This is a genomic window from Roseovarius sp. W115, from assembly GCF_032842945.2.
Lineage (GTDB): Bacteria > Pseudomonadota > Alphaproteobacteria > Rhodobacterales > Rhodobacteraceae > Roseovarius > Roseovarius rhodophyticola.
Genome location: NZ_CP146606.1, coordinates 2,616,730 through 2,633,705 on the forward strand (window position 1 = coordinate 2,616,730; position 16,976 = coordinate 2,633,705).

The 16,976-nt window shown below is 59.1% G+C and carries 18 protein-coding genes and 1 pseudogene; 8 read left to right on the forward strand and 11 right to left on the reverse strand.

Annotated features, from left to right (window positions below):
* The first annotated feature begins 4 nt into the window (after nt 1–4).
* The 8 genes from pufQ (at nt 5) to RZS32_RS13295 (ending at nt 7,783) form a co-directional block, all read left to right on the forward strand.
* A complete protein-coding gene (gene pufQ, locus RZS32_RS13260; protein WP_317057448.1) occupies nt 5–229 on the forward strand; it encodes a cytochrome PufQ in 225 nt (74 codons plus the stop codon).
* Between the two features lie 133 nt (nt 230–362).
* A complete protein-coding gene (gene pufB / locus RZS32_RS13265; protein WP_317057449.1) occupies nt 363–512 on the forward strand; it encodes a light-harvesting antenna LH1, beta subunit in 150 nt (49 codons plus the stop codon).
* 13 nt (nt 513–525) lie between these two features.
* Nucleotides 526–693 (forward strand): light-harvesting antenna LH1, alpha subunit, encoded by a 168-nt coding sequence (gene pufA, locus RZS32_RS13270; protein ID WP_317057450.1) that lies wholly within the window; start codon nt 526–528, stop codon nt 691–693.
* 117 nt (nt 694–810) lie between these two features.
* Nucleotides 811–1,650 (forward strand): photosynthetic reaction center subunit L, encoded by an 840-nt coding sequence (gene pufL, locus RZS32_RS13275; RefSeq protein WP_317057451.1) that lies wholly within the window; start codon nt 811–813, stop codon nt 1,648–1,650.
* A 3-nt stretch (nt 1,651–1,653) separates the two neighbouring features.
* Nucleotides 1,654–2,640, forward strand: a complete 987-nt coding sequence (pufM, locus tag RZS32_RS13280; RefSeq protein WP_317057452.1) for a photosynthetic reaction center subunit M — start codon at nt 1,654–1,656, stop codon at nt 2,638–2,640.
* A 3-nt stretch (nt 2,641–2,643) separates the two neighbouring features.
* The gene (gene pufC, locus RZS32_RS13285) at nt 2,644–3,762 is read left to right on the forward strand and encodes a photosynthetic reaction center cytochrome PufC (protein ID WP_317057453.1); all 1,119 of its coding nucleotides are present in this window, start codon (nt 2,644–2,646) and stop codon (nt 3,760–3,762) included.
* Nucleotides 3,763–3,861: 99 nt separating this feature from the next.
* On the forward strand, nt 3,862–5,790 hold the full coding sequence (gene dxs / locus RZS32_RS13290; protein WP_317057454.1) for a 1-deoxy-D-xylulose-5-phosphate synthase: 1,929 nt from the start codon (nt 3,862–3,864) through the stop codon (nt 5,788–5,790).
* Nucleotides 5,791–6,181: 391 nt separating this feature from the next.
* Nucleotides 6,182–7,783 carry a BCCT family transporter gene (locus RZS32_RS13295; RefSeq protein ID WP_317057455.1) on the forward strand — a complete coding sequence of 534 codons (1,602 nt, stop codon included), beginning with the start codon at nt 6,182–6,184 and terminating at the stop codon, nt 7,781–7,783.
* Nucleotides 7,784–7,904: 121 nt separating this feature from the next.
* On the opposite strand, the gene RZS32_RS13300 is transcribed toward RZS32_RS13295, so the two are convergent.
* From RZS32_RS13300 to bchL, 11 genes and pseudogenes are all read right to left on the reverse strand, one after another.
* The gene (locus RZS32_RS13300) at nt 7,905–8,339 is read right to left on the reverse strand and encodes a c-type cytochrome (RefSeq protein ID WP_317057456.1); all 435 of its coding nucleotides are present in this window, start codon (nt 8,337–8,339) and stop codon (nt 7,905–7,907) included.
* 87 nt (nt 8,340–8,426) lie between these two features.
* Nucleotides 8,427–9,641, reverse strand: a complete 1,215-nt coding sequence (gene hemA / locus RZS32_RS13305) for a 5-aminolevulinate synthase (RefSeq protein WP_317057457.1) — start codon at nt 9,639–9,641, stop codon at nt 8,427–8,429.
* Entirely contained in the window at nt 9,631–10,449 is an 819-nt protein-coding gene (puhE, locus tag RZS32_RS13310) for a putative photosynthetic complex assembly protein PuhE (RefSeq protein WP_317057458.1), read from the reverse strand. Before puhE ends, hemA begins: the two co-directional genes overlap by 11 nt.
* A gap of 100 nt (nt 10,450–10,549) precedes the next feature.
* A complete protein-coding gene (gene acsF / locus RZS32_RS13315; RefSeq protein WP_317057459.1) occupies nt 10,550–11,680 on the reverse strand; it encodes a magnesium-protoporphyrin IX monomethyl ester (oxidative) cyclase in 1,131 nt (376 codons plus the stop codon).
* A complete protein-coding gene (locus tag RZS32_RS13320) occupies nt 11,677–11,973 on the reverse strand; it encodes a hypothetical protein (RefSeq protein WP_317057460.1) in 297 nt (98 codons plus the stop codon). The genes acsF and RZS32_RS13320 overlap by 4 nt, the downstream gene beginning before the upstream one ends.
* A 16-nt stretch (nt 11,974–11,989) precedes the next feature.
* Entirely contained in the window at nt 11,990–12,466 is a 477-nt protein-coding gene (gene puhC, locus RZS32_RS13325; protein WP_317057461.1) for a photosynthetic complex assembly protein PuhC, read from the reverse strand.
* Nucleotides 12,467–12,478: 12 nt separating this feature from the next.
* Nucleotides 12,479–13,116: pseudogene (gene puhB, locus RZS32_RS13330) on the reverse strand (photosynthetic complex putative assembly protein PuhB).
* A gap of 23 nt (nt 13,117–13,139) precedes the next feature.
* A complete protein-coding gene (gene puhA, locus RZS32_RS13335) occupies nt 13,140–13,913 on the reverse strand; it encodes a photosynthetic reaction center subunit H (RefSeq protein WP_317057463.1) in 774 nt (257 codons plus the stop codon).
* Between the two features lie 28 nt (nt 13,914–13,941).
* Entirely contained in the window at nt 13,942–15,381 is a 1,440-nt protein-coding gene (locus RZS32_RS13340; RefSeq protein ID WP_317057464.1) for a PucC family protein, read from the reverse strand.
* Nucleotides 15,378–16,058, reverse strand: coding sequence for a magnesium protoporphyrin IX methyltransferase (gene bchM / locus RZS32_RS13345; protein ID WP_317057465.1), 681 nt, complete (start codon nt 16,056–16,058; stop codon nt 15,378–15,380). Before bchM ends, RZS32_RS13340 begins: the two co-directional genes overlap by 4 nt.
* Complete coding sequence (gene bchL / locus RZS32_RS13350; RefSeq protein ID WP_317057466.1) at nt 16,058–16,954, reverse strand: ferredoxin:protochlorophyllide reductase (ATP-dependent) iron-sulfur ATP-binding protein; 897 nt, start codon at nt 16,952–16,954, stop codon at nt 16,058–16,060. Before bchL ends, bchM begins: the two co-directional genes overlap by 1 nt.
* Nucleotides 16,955–16,976 lie beyond the last annotated feature (22 nt).

A 16,976-nucleotide genomic window follows, 5' to 3' on the forward strand; every position in this document is an offset into this window, starting at 1 on the left:
TCTTATGACGGATCTGACATCCAACCCACCCCAACGCGGTTCAACAAACCGCCGCAGGACATTGGAATATTGGCTTTATTTCGTGCCGATCTTCTTTCTGGCGCTGCCCTTTACCTTTTGGCGCTGGGGGCGGGATATCGTGAACATGAAGTCGCTGAATGTCCGGGGGCCGCTGGCGCGGGCCTGGTCAGAGGCAGACCGGATCACGCCACTGATTTTCTCGGCCTGAGCGCATCGCGCGTGAGGATCGAGATCCGTTCTGCCTTTCCGCTTTGGCGGGCAGACGCCCCAGGACCGAAAGGCCCCCAGGGAACCCGGCCGCGGGGTACGCGGCGTCAGCATAACGTTCCGGAGGAAAGTTCATGGCTGATAACACCGACCTGTCGATGACGGGTCTTACCGACGAGCAAGCCCAGGAGTTGCATGCGGTCTATATGAGCGGCCTTTGGCTGTTCACGCTGATTGCATTGGTTGCGCATATTGCAACCTACATCTGGGCGCCTTGGTTCTGAGGAAGGATCGGAAATGTCTAAGTTCTACAAGATCTGGCTGGTTTTCGATCCGCGCCGTGTGTTTGTCGCACAGGGTGCATTCCTGTTCCTCTTGGCCGCGATGATCCACCTGGTGGTTCTGTCGAATGGGGTCAACTGGTTCGAGAATGCGGCTGCGTCACGCGCTGCGGCCTCTGAGTGATCAAGGCTTGCTTCGTTGAAAACTGTTGCGGGCGGGCCAGCGCCTGCCCGCAACATACCAAAAGAATAACATCGACCGGGCCAATATGGCCACTGGTTGAAAGAGCGGAGAGAAGCAATGGCGTTGCTCAGCTTTGAAAGAAAATACCGCGTCCGCGGGGGGACCTTGATCGGAGGCGACTTGTTCGACTTCTGGGTCGGTCCATTTTATGTGGGCTTTTTCGGGGTCACGACGTTTTTCTTCGCGACGCTGGGGACGATCCTGATTTTCTGGGGGGCGGCGCATCAGGGCACGTTCAATCCCTGGCTCATAAACATTGCCCCACCGGACCTGTCCTATGGGCTTGGGGCCGCGCCGTTGATGGAAGGCGGGTTGTGGCAGATCATCACGATCTGTGCCATTGGCGCTTTCTGTAGCTGGGCGCTCAGAGAGGTTGAGATCTGTCGCAAGCTGGGGATGGGCTATCACGTGCCTTTTGCCTTCAGCGTCGCGATCTTTGCCTATGTCACGCTGGTGGTGTTCCGTCCGGTGCTGATGGGGGCCTGGGGGCATGGGTTCCCCTACGGGATTTTCAGCCATCTCGATTGGGTGTCCAACACCGGCTACGCCTATCTGCACTTCCACTACAACCCGGCGCATATGCTGGCGGTGACGCTCTTTTTCACCACCACTCTGGCGCTGGCGTTGCATGGTGGTCTGATCCTTTCGGCGGCCAACCCTGAGAAGGGCGAAGAGATGCGCACGCCGGATCATGAGGACACATTCTTCCGTGATTTCATCGGCTATTCGGTGGGCACGCTGGGCATTCACCGTGTCGGGCTTCTTCTGGCGCTCAACGCCGGGTTCTGGTCGGCGATCTGTATCATCATTTCCGGCCCGGTCTGGACTAAAGGCTGGCCTGAATGGTGGAACTGGTGGCTTGAGATGCCGATCTGGCCATCTCAGATGGGGGTGTAAGCCATGATTGAGTATCAGAATATCTTCAATCAGGTGCAGGTTCAGGGTCAGCCCGAATGGGGCATGGACGATGACGGCACCTTGACGGCAGAACGCGGCTTTGCCCCACGGTTCAGTAAGCTTGTTGGCTGGATTGGCAACGCGCAGCTGGGGCCCATAAATCTCGGCTGGACCGGAGTTGTCAGCCTGGTGAGCTTTGTCCTGGCGCTGAATATCGTGGGGATGAACATGTTGGCGCAGGTCAACTATTCGATCCCTGAATTCCTGCGGCAGGGCTTCTGGCTGGCGCTGGAGCCGCCGGGACCGGAGCATGGGTTGTCCATTCCACCTCTTAATGAAGGGGGATGGTTTATCATTTCCTCATTCTTCCTTTTGGTGAGCGTGATGAGTTGGCTGGCGCGGACCTGGATCCTCGCGGCGAACCACAAGATGGGCAAACATATCTTCTGGGCCTTTGCCTCGGCCATCTGGCTGATGCTGGTGCTCAACCTCTTCCGCCCGATCCTGATGGGGTCGTGGTCAGAGGCGGTACCTTATGGCATCTTCCCGCATCTGGATTGGACCACGGCGTTCTCGATCCGTTACGGAAACCTTTACTACAACCCGTTCCACTGCCTTTCGATCGTGTTCCTTTATGGCTCGACGCTGCTCTTTGCGATGCATGGGGCGACCATTCTGGCGGTGACGCGCTATGGCGGGGACCGCGAGCTTGAACAGATCGTGGACCGGGGCACAGCCACCGAGCGTGCGGCCCTCTTCTGGCGCTGGACCATGGGGTTCAACGCGACGATGGAGGGCATTCACCGCTGGGCCTGGTGGTTTGCGGTGCTGACACCGATCACGGGTGGCATTGGTATTCTGCTGACCGGGACGGTTGTGGACAACTGGTTCATCTGGGCGCAAGAGCACAACTTTGCCCCCGCTTACGACGGCTCTTACGGCTACGAGGCTTACGGGTCTTACGAAGCCTTCATCGGTAAGGAGGAGTAAGACATGTTTCCCAAATGGTTCAAAGAGTGGAACAAACACAATCCCACCAACATCTACGGGCCAGCGATCTTTGTGGGTGTCGTGGGGGCGGCAGTGTTTGCGGCGGCCATTCTGATTGCCCTTGGGCAGCCCTATGCAACTGAGAGCCTTCAGACCGGGCCGCGCGGGACGGGGATGTCGATCACCGAGTTTGACAGTGACAGGGTGGTGCCGGACCCCGATATTGCAGAGCTTATTGAGGATCCGCCATTCCCAATCGAAGCCGATGAGCCGATTGCATCGGATATCTATGAGAACGTGCAGATCCTTGGCGGGCTGACGGAGTCCAATTTCAACCGGCTGATGGCGGCGATGACACGCTGGGTCGCGCCCGAAGAGGGCTGCGCGTACTGTCACGGAGATGGCGACGTAGAGACGTATGGCGAGGACAGCCTCTACACCAAAGTTGTCTCGCGCCGGATGATCGAGATGACGCAAAACATCAACGAGAACTGGGATGGTCATGTGAATGCCAATGGCCAAGTTGGTGTAACCTGCATGACCTGTCACCGTGGTCAGAACGTGCCAAGCGACATCTGGTTCAAGCTGTCGCCGGTGAATGAGCGTGTGTCCGGATGGGCGGCTGTTCAAAACCGGGCCACACCGCTCAGCTCCTTTACATCGCTGCCTTCGGATGCGCTTGAGACCTATCTGGTCGAGGGCGAGACCATCGGTGTGCATGATCTGGAAAGCCGGGTGGCAGGTATTCCGGGGCAGGACGGGTATCCTGGTATCCAACAGGCCGAGCGGACTTATGCGCTGATGAACTACATTGCCAATTCGCTGGGTGTGAATTGTGTCTTTTGTCACAACAGCCGCGCCTTCTATGACGGGGCCGAAGTGACGCCGCAATGGGGCACTGAGAGCCTTGGTATCTCGATGGTTCAGGAATTGAACAACGACTACCTCATTCCGCTCAAAGACACCTATCCGCCCGAACGGTTGGGCCCGGTGCATCAGGATGCGCCCAAGGCAGCCTGCCGGACCTGTCACAAAGGCTACCAGCAGCCGTTGCAGGGCACGAATGTGATTGCAGATTGGCCGGAGCTGGCGACGACGGGTGTGCCGGATTACGGCAACTGAAGCTTTGGGTCAGGCCTTGCAAGAGGCCTGACCCGTTAAATCGCGCACCTGCTGCCCGAGTGATGCGGGTTGCGCCCAAGCCGCCTTGAGGGGGGTGCGATGCCAAAAGATACACCAACAACACCGCTTCTGGATCGGGTCGCTGGCCCGTCCGATCTACGACAATTGCCGGACAGTGATCTGGCCGAAATTGCGCGGGAACTTCGATCAGAGGTGATTTCCGCGGTGTCCGAGACAGGCGGGCACCTGGGCTCGTCTCTTGGGGTTGTCGAACTGGCCGTGGCCATTCATGCGGTGTTCAACACGCCAATGGACAAGTTGGTCTGGGATGTGGGGCATCAATGCTATCCGCACAAGATCCTGACCGGGCGGCGGGACCGCATTCGCACCTTGCGCCAGAAGGACGGGTTGAGCGGGTTCACCAAACGCGCTGAGAGTGAATACGACCCCTTTGGCGCGGCGCATAGTTCAACGTCGATCAGTGCGGCACTTGGGTTCGCGGTCGGGCGCGATATGGGACGGCCTACGGGCGATGCAATTGCCGTGATCGGCGATGGCTCGATCAGTGCGGGCATGGCCTATGAGGCGATGAACAACGCGGGTGCCGAAGGGCGGCGGATGTTTGTCATTCTCAATGATAATGAAATGAGCATTGCCCCGCCTGTGGGCGCAATGTCGTCATATCTCAGTGGCCTTTATGCCAATGAGCCGCTGGCCAAGATGAAGAGCCTGGCCGAGGGGTTTGAAGCGGCGCTGCCTGCGCCGATGCGCGAAGGGGCGAAGCGCGCGCGACAGCTTGTGACTGGAGTGTCCGAGTCCGGCACGCTCTTTGAAGAACTTGGGTTTGAATATGTCGGGCCGATTAATGGCCACGACATGGATCAACTCTTGCCCGTGCTGCGCGCAGCGCACACGCGGGCCACTGGGCCGGTTCTGATTCATGTCTGCACGGTCAAAGGCAAGGGGTACACCCCTGCGGAGGCCAGCGCGGATTGCTATCATGGTGTCTCCAAGTTCGATGTGGAGACCGGGGCGCAGGCCAAGAAATCGGCGTCCGCGCCGTCTTATACGTCCGTATTTGGCCAGGCGCTGACGCAAGAGGCGGCGAGCGATCCCAATATCGTGGCTGTGACGGCGGCGATGCCGTCGGGCACAGGCGTCAACATCATGGCCGATCGGTTTCCGAACCGGGTGTTCGACGTGGGCATTGCCGAACAACATGGCGTAACCTTTGCAGCCGGGATGGCGGCCAGCGGGCTGCGGCCCTTCTGCGCGATTTATTCGACTTTCCTGCAACGCGGCTATGACCAGGTGGTGCACGACGTGGCTTTGCAAGGCCTGCCGGTGCGGTTTGCGATTGACCGGGCGGGGCTTGTGGGCGCCGATGGGCCGACCCATGCAGGGGCGTTTGACATCGGGTATCTGGGCGCTTTGCCCGGTATGACCTGCATGGCGGCGGCTGATGAGGCGGAGCTGACGCATATGGTGGCGACGGCCGCGGCGCATGACGAGGGACCGATTGCGTTTCGGTATCCGCGTGGCGCGGGGACCGGTGTGGCCATACCTGAGCGCGGCGAGGTTCTAGAGATTGGCAAGGGCCGGGTGCTCTTTGAAGGGTCTGACGTTGCCATCCTGTCTTACGGAGCACATCTGACCGAGTGTCTGGAAGCGGCGGAGATACTGGAGAATGCAGGTCTTTCGGTCACTTTGGCAGATGCGCGGTTTGCCAAGCCTCTGGACCGTGATCTGGTGCTGCAACTGGCAAGCCATCACCGGGTGCTGATCACGGTGGAAGAAGGCGCGATGTGCGGCTTTGGAGCCATAGTGTTGCAAACGCTGGCCGCCGAGGGCGCGTTGGATCGTGGTCTTGCTATACGCACGATGCACCTTCCGGATCGCTACATTGATCAGGCAAGCCCGGATGAGATGTATCAAGCGGCGGGGCTGACGGCACGGGACATTGCGCTCACTGCGACACAAGCCGCCGGGTCAACTGCTGATGTCGTGCCGCTTGGGGTTGTCAAATAGAGGGTGACTCCTTTCGAGTGAGCGCACGATTCTGACCATGTCCCGGCAGAAAAAGTCTATTTTCCGACAAGCTGTTAGGACGAATTTCCCGTCACAGGCGGAAATCACCGGCGGTTTTCAAACGCGATTCTGTTGTTTTTTCTGCCTTGCAGCACGATATGCGGGCATGTTCGCGTTGATTGTAAGAAAATTGATTTTTCACAATTCTGTGCGGGCCCAGCTTAATCTTTCATTTTGCGTCTACTGTGGAGGATCTTTCTGCAGAAAATGCCGCAGGTGCTTGGTCAAATGGTTCAGATGTGGTCCAAGAAATTCTTTGACTTAGCGGCACTGGCGCAGAACCCTTGTCGTAATGCCGGGACAAACCGGCGGGGCAAGAGGGAGCCAAAACATGACCACATCTGAAGACCCGCAAAGCGCGGGCGAAGGCCACATGGAGTATTCGACAGACTACGAAATGGGCCAGGACAATATCAGGCCGATGGGGCTTGATATTCATAACCCGGTATTCCTGATTTCAAGTGTTGTGATTTTTGGGTTCGTGCTGATTGCGCTTGCCAATCAGGAGGCCACCGCAGAGTTCTTTGGCTGGCTGCGGCCATGGCTGACAAGCACGTTTGACTGGTTTCTTGTTCTATCCGTTAACGCAATCACGCTCTTCTGTCTGGTTTTGATCGTTTTGCCCGTAGGCTCGGTCAGGATTGGCGGTAAGGACGCCAAGCCCGATTATTCCTATGCTGGCTGGATCGCGATGATGTTCGCCGCCGGTATCGGCATTGGGCTGTTGTTCTTCGGGGTTCTTGAGCCGGTTTACTACAACTTCGCTGAAGATGGCGGCGCGCGACCTCTTGGAGTCGATATCACGCAGCCGGGCAATGAATATGTGGGTGTGGTCGGAACCATTCACCACTGGGGCCTCGAAGGGTGGGCGATCTATGCCGCCGTTGGTCTGAGCCTTGCCATCTTTTGCTATAACCTCGGCCTTCCGCTGACGCTTCGGTCTGCGTTCTACCCCATTCTGGGCGAACGTGTCTGGGGCTGGTGGGGCCATATGATCGACACGCTGGCTGTCTTTGCGACGCTCTTTGGTCTGACCACATCGCTGGGCCTCGGCGCGCAGCAGGTGGCGGCAGGTCTCAACGAGATCTTTGGCATTGAGCCTTCAAACACGGTCACCGTTGTCCTGATCATCGGCATCACGCTGATTGCTCTGGGCTCAGTCTGCCTTGGCATGGACAAGGGCGTCAAGCGGCTCTCGGAGATCAACATGGTCATGGCGGTCTGCCTCTTTATCTTCGTCATCCTCGTAACCGGTGTTGGTGCAGCGATTTCGCGGTATTTCAGCGTGATGGTTGATTACGTTGTGATGCTTCCGGCACTGTCCAACCCGTTTGGTCGAGAAGACACCAGCTATTTCCACGGCTGGACGACCTTCTACTGGGCCTGGTGGATCGCATGGTCGCCTTTCGTCGGCATGTTTATCGCACGCATCTCCAAGGGGCGTACGGTGCGTGAGTTCATCATCTGTGCACTGCTCGCTCCCACGGCTGTTTGTGCGCTCTGGATGTCGACCTTTGGCGGTGCTGCCATCGACATGCTGAACGCGGGCGGTGCCGAAGGCGTCAAAGCCACGGTGATCGACAGCTATGCCCCCGAGGGCGCGCTCTTTGGGTTCCTCAAGGAACTGCCGCTCTACAGCATCGTGGCACCGATTTCGCTGATCCTGATCGTGATCTTCTTTGTCACGTCCTCGGACAGCGGCAGCCTTGTGATCGATACGATCACGGCAGGCGGCAAGATGGATGCGCCGGTGATCCAGCGGGTCTTCTGGTGCACGCTGGAAGGGCTGGTTGCCATTGCGCTCTTGCTGGGCGGCGGGTTGTCGGCGCTGCAAGGGGCGGCGGTGTCTACGGGCATTCCGTTCACGCTTGTGGTGCTGATGATGTGCTACTGCTTGTGGCTGGCACTTCGCTCAGAACGCGCCAAGCTCTAAGAGCAACCTGAAGATTTAAGATCGGCCTGGGGAGACCCCGGCCGATTTTCTTTTGGGCTGCACAAAGAAAAGGACCGCTCTCTTGAAAGCGGTCCTTTCTCATTTGATATGTGCTGGTCGCTTAACTTTCAGGGCCAACCGAGGCGAGGTAAGCCCAGATGTTTACGGCGTCCTCTTCCTTTCGCGCCTTGAACGTCATTTTGCTGCGCGCTTTGTCATTTCCGGTGACTTCTCTGAGGTAAGCGGTCGGATCTTGAACGTAGGTCACAAAAGAGGCCTCATCCCAGGCCAGGCCGCCTTCACCGGCAGCAACCATGTCTTTCGAGTATTTGAAGTCTTCGGTACCTGCGGTCCGACCGACGACGCCGAAAAGGTTCGGCCCGGTTTTGCCGCCTTTGACAATGGCGTTGCCATCGGCATCCTGAACCATGTGGCAGGACTTACACTGTTTAAACGCTTTTTCGCCGGCTGCGGGATCGCCTGAGGCGGTGTCTGCAGCGAAAGCTGGGGCTGCGATACAGAAAAGCGCAGCCGTGGCTGTTACATAAGATTTCATTACGTCCTCCGTGGTGTTGGCTTGAGCAACACATAGAACCTGAACGCTCGAGTCAACAGTGTTATGGTCAATTTGCCGCTATTAGCATCAAGCCACTGCATGAGCGATGGCGCATTGCTTCCACAAAACGCTCAGCGCTTCGACAAGATGATCGATATCTGCTTCATTGTGCAATGGTCCGGGCGTAAAGCGCAGGCGCTCTGTGCCTTTGGGAACCGTGGGATAGTTGATGGGCTGCACATAGATGCCCCAGTCACGCATCAGGATATCGGCCAGCATCCGGCATTTGACCGGATCCTTGATCATCACGGGGATGATGTGGCTGGGGTTATCCAGGTGCGGAATGCCCTGTTTGTCCAGTTGATTGCGCAGATAGGCCACGCGTTCGCGTTGCATCTGGCGTTCAATCTGGCTTTGCTTGAGATGGGCCACGGATGCCTTGGCAGCGGCGGCCACAGCCGGGGGCAGGGCGGTGGTAAAGATGAAGCCCGAGGCAAAGGATCGGATAAAGTCACACATTGCCGCTGATCCCGTAACGTAGCCGCCCATGCAGCCATAGGCTTTGCCCAAAGTGCCCTCAATGAGGGTGATGCGGTCGGCAAGCCCCTCTCGCTCGGATACGCCACCGCCTCGGGGGCCGTAGAGCCCAACCGCGTGCACCTCATCGAGATAGGTCATGGCGCCATGTTTTTCAGCCACTTCGATGATTTCTTTCATCGGGCAGATGTCGCCATCCATTGAGTAGACGCTTTCAAAGGCGACAATCTTGGGTGCGTTGGCGGGCAAGGCGGCCAGTTTGCGATCCAGGTCTTCGGGATCGTTATGCTTCCAGATGACTTTGCGGGCGCGGCTGTGGCGCATTCCCTCGATCATTGAGGCGTGGTTGAGCTCATCCGACAGGATCACCGCATCGGGCAGGCGCGCACCCAGGGTCGACAGAGCCGCCCAGTTGGAGACATAGCCCGATGTGAAAAGCAGGGCGTCTTCCTTGCCGTGCAGATCGGCCAACTCTTTTTCGAGCTCCACGTGATAGTGGTTGGTGCCCGAGATGTTGCGCGTGCCCCCGGCGCCGGTGCCGCAAAGGTCGATGGCGTCTTTCATCACTTGGCGAATGTCATCGTTCTGGCCCATGCCGAGATAGTCGTTGGAGCACCAGACGGTTACCTCGTCAGGGGCATCATCATCATAGCTCTTGGCCTTGGGAAAAGACCCGCATTGGCGTTCAAGCTCGGCAAATATGCGATAGTTGCCTTCCTCTTTGAGTGCATTGAGTTGCGCGTTGAACATGGCATCAAAATCCATGGGATCCCTCCGGTCTTGTCGTCTTGGTTTGTGTCGGTTTGGGCGCAGGGAGCATCCAGCGCCAGAGTTTGGCATCCGGCAATGGCAGCACCATCAGCCAATGTTCGAGCAGCGCCAGCACGGTGATCGCGCTCAGCAAGGCAAAGCCAGTGATCTCTGCCGGTGTGGTTGCCGCATAAAGCCTTTCCAGCCAGCAGGCGATGGCAAAGGTAAGTGCGGTGATTGAAACGGGAAACACCCAGTTGAGCCGCTGAATGCGGAAATGGCTGGCCAGATGGCCCAAAGCCTCGGGCAGAAACTCGGTATTGATCTTGGGCACGCCGAAATAGAGGTTCAGCTTGGCCGAGATGCGGGCGAAATAGAGGATCGTGAAGGTCCAGAGACCCACGGAATTCTCCGCCCCTGCAGCATAAAGCCAGAGACCTGCAAAGATCACGGTCAGCAGCAATTCGTGATAGGCAATCGTGCCCCAGGCGCGGGCAAACCGCTCCCATTCCGGGAGGTCATCGGGGCAATCACGCAGGTTGGGGCCAGTGATGGCACCCGACAGGAACGACAGCTCCACCCAGCCCCAGATCGCCAAAGCCGCCAGGAACGCCCCATAGGCGGCAGTCACTGTGCCCATGTCCAAAGTGGTGACAAACCCCCAAAGGCCCACACCCAGAAAGGGCAGGGCCATCAGAGGCGAGAGCAGCCGCGTGCGAGCGCCCTTGGTATCGGCATGGCGCACGACCATCAGGATCACTCCCGTGGAGAACCACCAGATGAACAGTGCGAAAACCGCAGCGATCCAGGGCGAAGCGGACATCACGGGCCTCCCGCGTCCCGGGCTTGACCCGGGACCTCGTCGCCGTGGAGGTCCCGGATCAGGTCCGGGACTGCGGCTGCCTTATGCCAAAGGGCGTGTCTCAATAGACAGGTTCCAGTCTTACGTTAGCGGGCACTTGGTGTCCCTTCGATGGGATGAGCAGAAGCTGCACAAAGGCCGTGGCAGCACGCGCCGAGGCGCTCATGCGTTTGATAAAGCCAATTGGCCCGCCCTGTTTCTTGGCCGCGTCCAGATCGACATTGGCCTTTTGCAGACGCTCCAGAAGCGGCTGCCATTTGGGGCTGTCGATATCGAGCGTGATCGGGAAGATCTGTTTGGAGAGCTCAGAGGTTTTCGTGAAAACCTCATGTGCATACCAATCGGGATCCACACCAAGCGCCGCATGGAAGGCCGGACGCTGGTGGTCACGCACATACATCGTGGCATAGACCGCCGTCAGGAAGAACTTGATCCAGTAGACATTCTTGCCCGAGGTCAGCTTGGGATCTGTCTTCATCAGAAGGGCAAAGGCCTCGCCATGGCTGAACTCGTCATTGCACCATTCCCGGAACCATTTGAAGATCGGGTGGAAGCGGTGTTCTGGGTTCGCCTCCAGATGGCGGAAGATGGTGATGTATCGCGCATATCCAATCTTTTCAGAGAGATACGTGGCGTAGTAGATGAATTTTGGTCGGAAGTAGGTGTATTTCTTCTTCTGAGTCAGAAAGCCCAGATTCACCCGTAGACCTGCTTCGCGCAGCGCGTCGTTGATAAAGCCAGCATGTCGTGCCTCATCGCGCGCCATCAGTTGGAAAAGCTGGGTGATGTCCTTGTTGTTGCCGCGGCGCTTCATCTCTTTGTAGAGGACGCAGCCCGAAAACTCAGCGGTGCAGCTTGAGATCAGGAAGTCGATGAATTCCTTCTTCAGCTGTGGCTCCATGTTTTCCCAATCAACATGGTCCCAGTCTTCGTTCTTTTTGAAATGCCCGCGGTTCGGGTCTGCCTCCATCTGGTCAATCAGCTTGTCCCAGTCTTCGCGCACTTCGCTGACGTCGATGGCGTCAAGCTCATCAAAATCGGTGGTGTAAAAGCGCGGCGTCAACAGGGTGTTCTGCATCGCAGTCTCGGTGGCCATTTCGTTGGTGTACTGGCGGTCTTGCTCTTCAGCGATAGCCAGACCTTCTTCGACGGTGGTGGCGTCGGCGGTGTGTTTTCCGGAATGCGCATTCATAGCGTGACCTCCTCTGAAAAGGAGAACTCGCAAAGCTCCATCACCTCAAAATCGCCGGTCAGGCGGGTCCAGAGCTGTTCAAGTTTGCTGGCACGAATGATGGTCGCTTCGCGCTGTTCGCGGACCACTTCACCGAACGGCGCCATGATTTCGTCGCCATGTACCTTCACCTCGTCGCCGGGATAGATCACCGCGCCATTGTCGAACCGCACATGCGCGTGCAGGCTCTCAAAGCAGTGACTGACCTCAACCGTACAAGGTGCCCTCTCAAAGTCTTTCGTAAGCCAACCCATTTCTTGGCCTCCTCTCCTATTGTGCCAAAAGGCGTGCAAACGCCCTGGCGTTATCTGCGCCGAACCCCATCAGATCGGCGCTCCACCCCGTGCTGGGGTCGTAAATTGCGATGCGTCCGGTTTCGTACCGGACAAGCGTCAGCGGGCCGTCCTCGGCCACGCGGTGTTTCGTGCGCTCGCGCTGAATCACGCGCCAGACGCCGGAAATGAATCCGCCTTCCTCAGGGGAAAGATCGGCGATCAGCGTGCCGTTCAGTTCGGTCACCGTGGCACTTCCGGCCATGTCGCCGGTGAGATGGAAGGTGCGCTCATGCGTGATCTCACCCTTGGGCGGCACATAGGTGACGGGCTGATCCGTCACCCGGGCCCATGTCACCAGCGCCAGAATGGTCAGAACCAGCGTGCAAACTGCCACGATCAGGATGCGCGGGACAAGTTCCTTGTCATGCGATGCCTGTGGTGCGGGAGGCAGGTTGGTGTCGGTTCGGGCCATTCTTCTTCGTCCTTATTCGGCGGCGACGGTTGCGGGGCTTGGTCTGCGGGCCACTTGCGGTGTGTTGATGCGTGCCTCTGCCGCCTCGGCCATCATTTCGGCAATGCGCTGGGCATCCGGGATGCAGCGCAGGGCGGGCTGGGTCTTGCTGATCCGCCAGGGGCGGACATGCGGCCAGCACACCAGATAGCTGAGTTTGGTGGTGCCCAAGAGGTCAAAGGCAATGGTGCCGGTTCCGGATTTGCGCAGGTCCAGATCGGCGCGGGCAATCTGTGTGTAGGGCAGGTTGAGCGTAACGGTCAGAGCAGCCCCGATGCGCATGGCGACGCGTTTGTTGGTGATGGTGTAGATCGTCGCGCGCGCCTGCACATAGCCAATGATGATCAACAAGGCCGCTGCGATCCCTCCCAGGATGATGAAGGGGAAGGAGGCGGCAAAGGCCGTGTCAAACGGCACGCGGTCAATCAGCGTGATAAAGCGCCAGGCAAAAAGCCCCACGAAATAGGCAATGACCCAGTAAAGATTGAGCGACTCGCGGGTGAGGGCCCACCAGTTGGGGCGACCCTGCCATAGGATCTGCTCGCCCTCGGGGGGCGTTCGGGCAGGCCGGGAACCGGTTCTACTGCGAAATCATCATGATCGTGAGGCATGCCGCCCTCCGTTTGCGCTTGGCTTAGCCGATGATCGGGCCAAAGCGGGCGTCATTGCCGTAAAGCGTGCCGCCGCCGTAATAGGCCGATATTTTGTCTTCTTCGAGCTTGGTCACCTGCCGGTTCGAGGCATGTGTTGGCACGTCAGCGAACTGGTGGCCCATGATCTTGAGGACCTTCACCTTGTCCTTCCAGACCCGCACCAGCGTCATCGGGACAAGCCGCTTGCCGCCGCCGTGCTCTTCGCTGAGCTCATATTCAAGGTAGCGGACAAGCTGTTCCGGCTCGTCGATCCAAAGATCTGTGATGGTGCCCACCGCTTCGCCGTCGGCTGCCACAACAGGCAGCCCACGCGGGTCGCGCCCTGCAGCGACGTGGAAATGTTCTGTGGCGGCCATCGGCACGATCTTGGGGTGACCATGACCATCTAGCTCGGGTTGATCTTCGCGCGGGGCCCAGGATGCGGGGCCGACGCCATCGGTCATCGGGTTGCCGGTGGGCTGGAAAGGAAAGCCGTTGCCATGGGCAGTCTTTGCCAGCGGCAGGTTGTCCCGGTCGCCGCGTTGGCCCGAGGGGACAGTCAGCTCACCGCGGCCATGTGGCAGGATAAAGGTTTTGTCCTCTGGGACGGGAAACATGCCCTGATTGGCCGAGATATTGCCATCATCATCCTCAAGCGGATAGCCCTCGCGCATGTTCTCGCGCTGAATGTAGTAGATCAGCCCCGCGAAGAAGAACCAGAAGAGCCAAATGGCCACGCTGGCGAGGTCGAAGTTACCGAAAAATGCATTGCTCATGGCATCATCCTTTCCATGGCTCGGCCCGTCATGTCGGGAAATCGGCCAGGCCGATACGGGCCGATCCTTGTGGGTTTGTGTCGGAGGTCAGCTTGACGTGGCGCACGAGGGGTCCGAGGACCGCGAGTGTCACGAAAAGCAGAACGATTTCTGTGTGATAGACAAATGTGTAGCCGGTGGCCGTGCTATCGAGCACCTCGCCCCATGCGCCGGATGTGGCCATCGCATTGACCCCGTCACGCAGTGCGCCGCCAAAGGCAATCGAAAGGCCCGCCGCGGTGGCTTGGGCCGCGCCCCAGGCCCCGAGTGCCAGCCCGTGACCGGCAAGGCCGCGTGCAGGCATGTTCATCGCGGCTGTGAGTGTTGAGACAGCAAAGATGCCGCTGCCCAGGCCAATAAGGCCGGCACCGGCAAAGAACATCGCTGTGGACTGCACAGGTGCGGCAAAGACCACGATGGAGAATGCGGCGACGCCCACCAGAACGCCAAGTGCCGCCAGACGGTAGGGGTTGCGCCCCTGGGTGAGAAGCCTGCCACTGAGGACAAACCCGGTCAGTGCGCCGACGGCCCAGATAGCCGTGAGTGTCGTGGTGGCTGCAACAGACAGGCCAAGCACTTCGCCGCCATAAGGTTCCAGCAGCACATCTTGCATGTTGAATGCCATGGTGCCGAGGAAGACCACGGCCAGAAGCCGACCCGCCTCGCCGCCCTGCATCAGGTCGGCCCAGGCCTCACGGAAGCGCGGGCGGGGTGCGGCGCGTTCTTCCTTGGTCATCGGAGCCATCTTTTCCTGTTTCCAGAGCGCGATCAGGTTGAGGATGATCCCCACCATGGCCGCCCCCTGGACGACCTTCACAAGACCCAACTCGGTGAAGTCCCGCAGCAGGAAGCCCACGATGATGGCCGAGAGACCCATACCCAGCAGGAACATGACGTAAAGCAAGGCCACAACACGTGGCCGCGTGTCGGGGTCGGCACGGTCTGTGGCCAATGCCAGACCGGCGGTTTGGGTCATATGGAGGCCAAGACCAGTCATCAGGAAGGCAATGGCGGCCAGCACTTCGCCTGCCCATGTGGGGCCTACGGCTTGCTGTCCTGAGAGCACCAGAAGGGCAAAGGGCGTGACGGCCAGACCACCCATTTGCCACAGCGAGCCGAACCAGAGGTAGGGAATACGCTTCCAGCCGATGGCGCTGCGATAGGTGTCGGAGCGGAAGCCGAGCAGCGTGCGGAAGGGAGCAATGAGCACGGGCAGGGCGATCATGACCGCCACGATGGTGGCCGGCACCGAAAGCTCGACGATCATCACGCGGTTGAGCGTGCCTAAAAGCATGACCGTGGCCATGCCCACCGAGACCTGAAAGAGCGAAAGCCGCAAAAGCTCACCCATAGGCAGACCTTCACTGGCGGCATCTGCAAAGGGCAGGCTGCTCAACGGAAGCTGCTTAAGGCGTGAGGAGAAGCTCATGCAGTCACCTCCAACGCCTGCGAGATGTAAAAGCCGGATGTGATGCGGTTCAGAGGTGTAAGCCTGCCCGGTGCGCCGGTGTCGGCATATGCTCGGGCCAGACGTGTCGGGCTGTGCGGGATCATGGTGGGCGAGCGGTCAGAGCGCGGGAAAAGCTTTCCCGCGTACCACATGGCCATCAAAAGCGGCGTGCGGGGGGCGACAGTAAAGACAATGCGTCCCGTGGTGCGGTGCATCAGAGTTGCGAGCGATCGGGCAATATCGGCGTCGCGGTAGTAAATCAGGCTGTCCATGGCCGTGACATGGTCGAACCGGCCAAGTTCCTCGCGGAGCATGTCGCCGGTGTGAAAGGACACGCGCGGGCGCAAAGCCTCTGGCAGGCGGGATTGCGCGATGCCCACCAATGAGGGCGAGATATCCACGGCGACCACATCCGCGCCGCGCTGGGCCAGTTCCGTGGTCATTTGACCGGCACCGCAGCCTGCGTCGAGCACACGAGCGCCGCGCAAGTCATTGGGCAGGCGCGCCAGCATTTGCGCGCGCATGGCATCGCGGCCCCGACGCACGGTTTCGCGGATCTTTGAGACCGGCGCATCACTGGTCAGCCGTTCCCAGGTGCGGGTGGCTGTCTTGTCGAAATAGGTTTCGACGTCAGAGAGCGTGCGGTCGTAGCTCATCAATCAAATCCCAGAAGTTCAAAGATATCGCGGTCTTCCATCGGTGCGGGCGCCAGCGGCTCTGTGCCGTTCCAGAGTGTTTCGGCCAGCCGGACATATTCCGCGCGGCAGGCGATGATGTCGTCTTCGTCGTCCATCTCGAAAAGCGTCTTTTTCTTCAGGCGCGAGCGGCGGATGGCGTCCACATCGGGCATATGGGCGATCCGGTTGAACCCCACAGTGTCGCAATAGCGGTCCACCTCATTGGTGTCCTTCGACCGGTTCGCGACGCAGCCCGCCAGGCGCACCTTGTAGTTGGCGGATTTGGCCTGGACCGCGGCGATGATGCGGTTCATCGCGTAGATGCTGTCAAAGTCATTTGCCGTCACTATGACCGCGCGGTCGGCATGTTGCAGTGGCGCGGCAAAGCCGCCGCAGACGACGTCGCCGAGAACATCAAAGATCACCACGTCGGTGTCTTCCAGCATGTGATGCTGCTTGAGCAGTTTCACCGTCTGCCCCACAACGTAACCACCACAGCCCGTGCCCGCAGGCGGGCCGCCCGCTTCGACACATTTCACACCGCCCCAGCCATCTGCCACGAAGTCTTCGGGGCGCAGCTCTTCTGGGTGGAAATCGACCTCTTTGAGGATGTCGATCACTGTGGGTTGCAGCCGTCCCGTGAGTGTAAACGTGCTGTCATGCTTGGGATCGCAGCCGATCTGCAGAACCCGCTTGCCCATCTTGGCGAAGGCCGCAGAAAGGTTCGAGGAGGTCGTGGATTTGCCGATCCCGCCCTTGCCGTAGACCGAAAACACCTTGGCGCCTTCGATTTTCAATGACGCGTCCTGATGCACTTGCACCGATCCTTCGCCGTCCTGGCCCTTGAGGGCTGGTATCTCGTCGCGCGGGCTCATATCTGGCCTGTCCTTTCGAGGG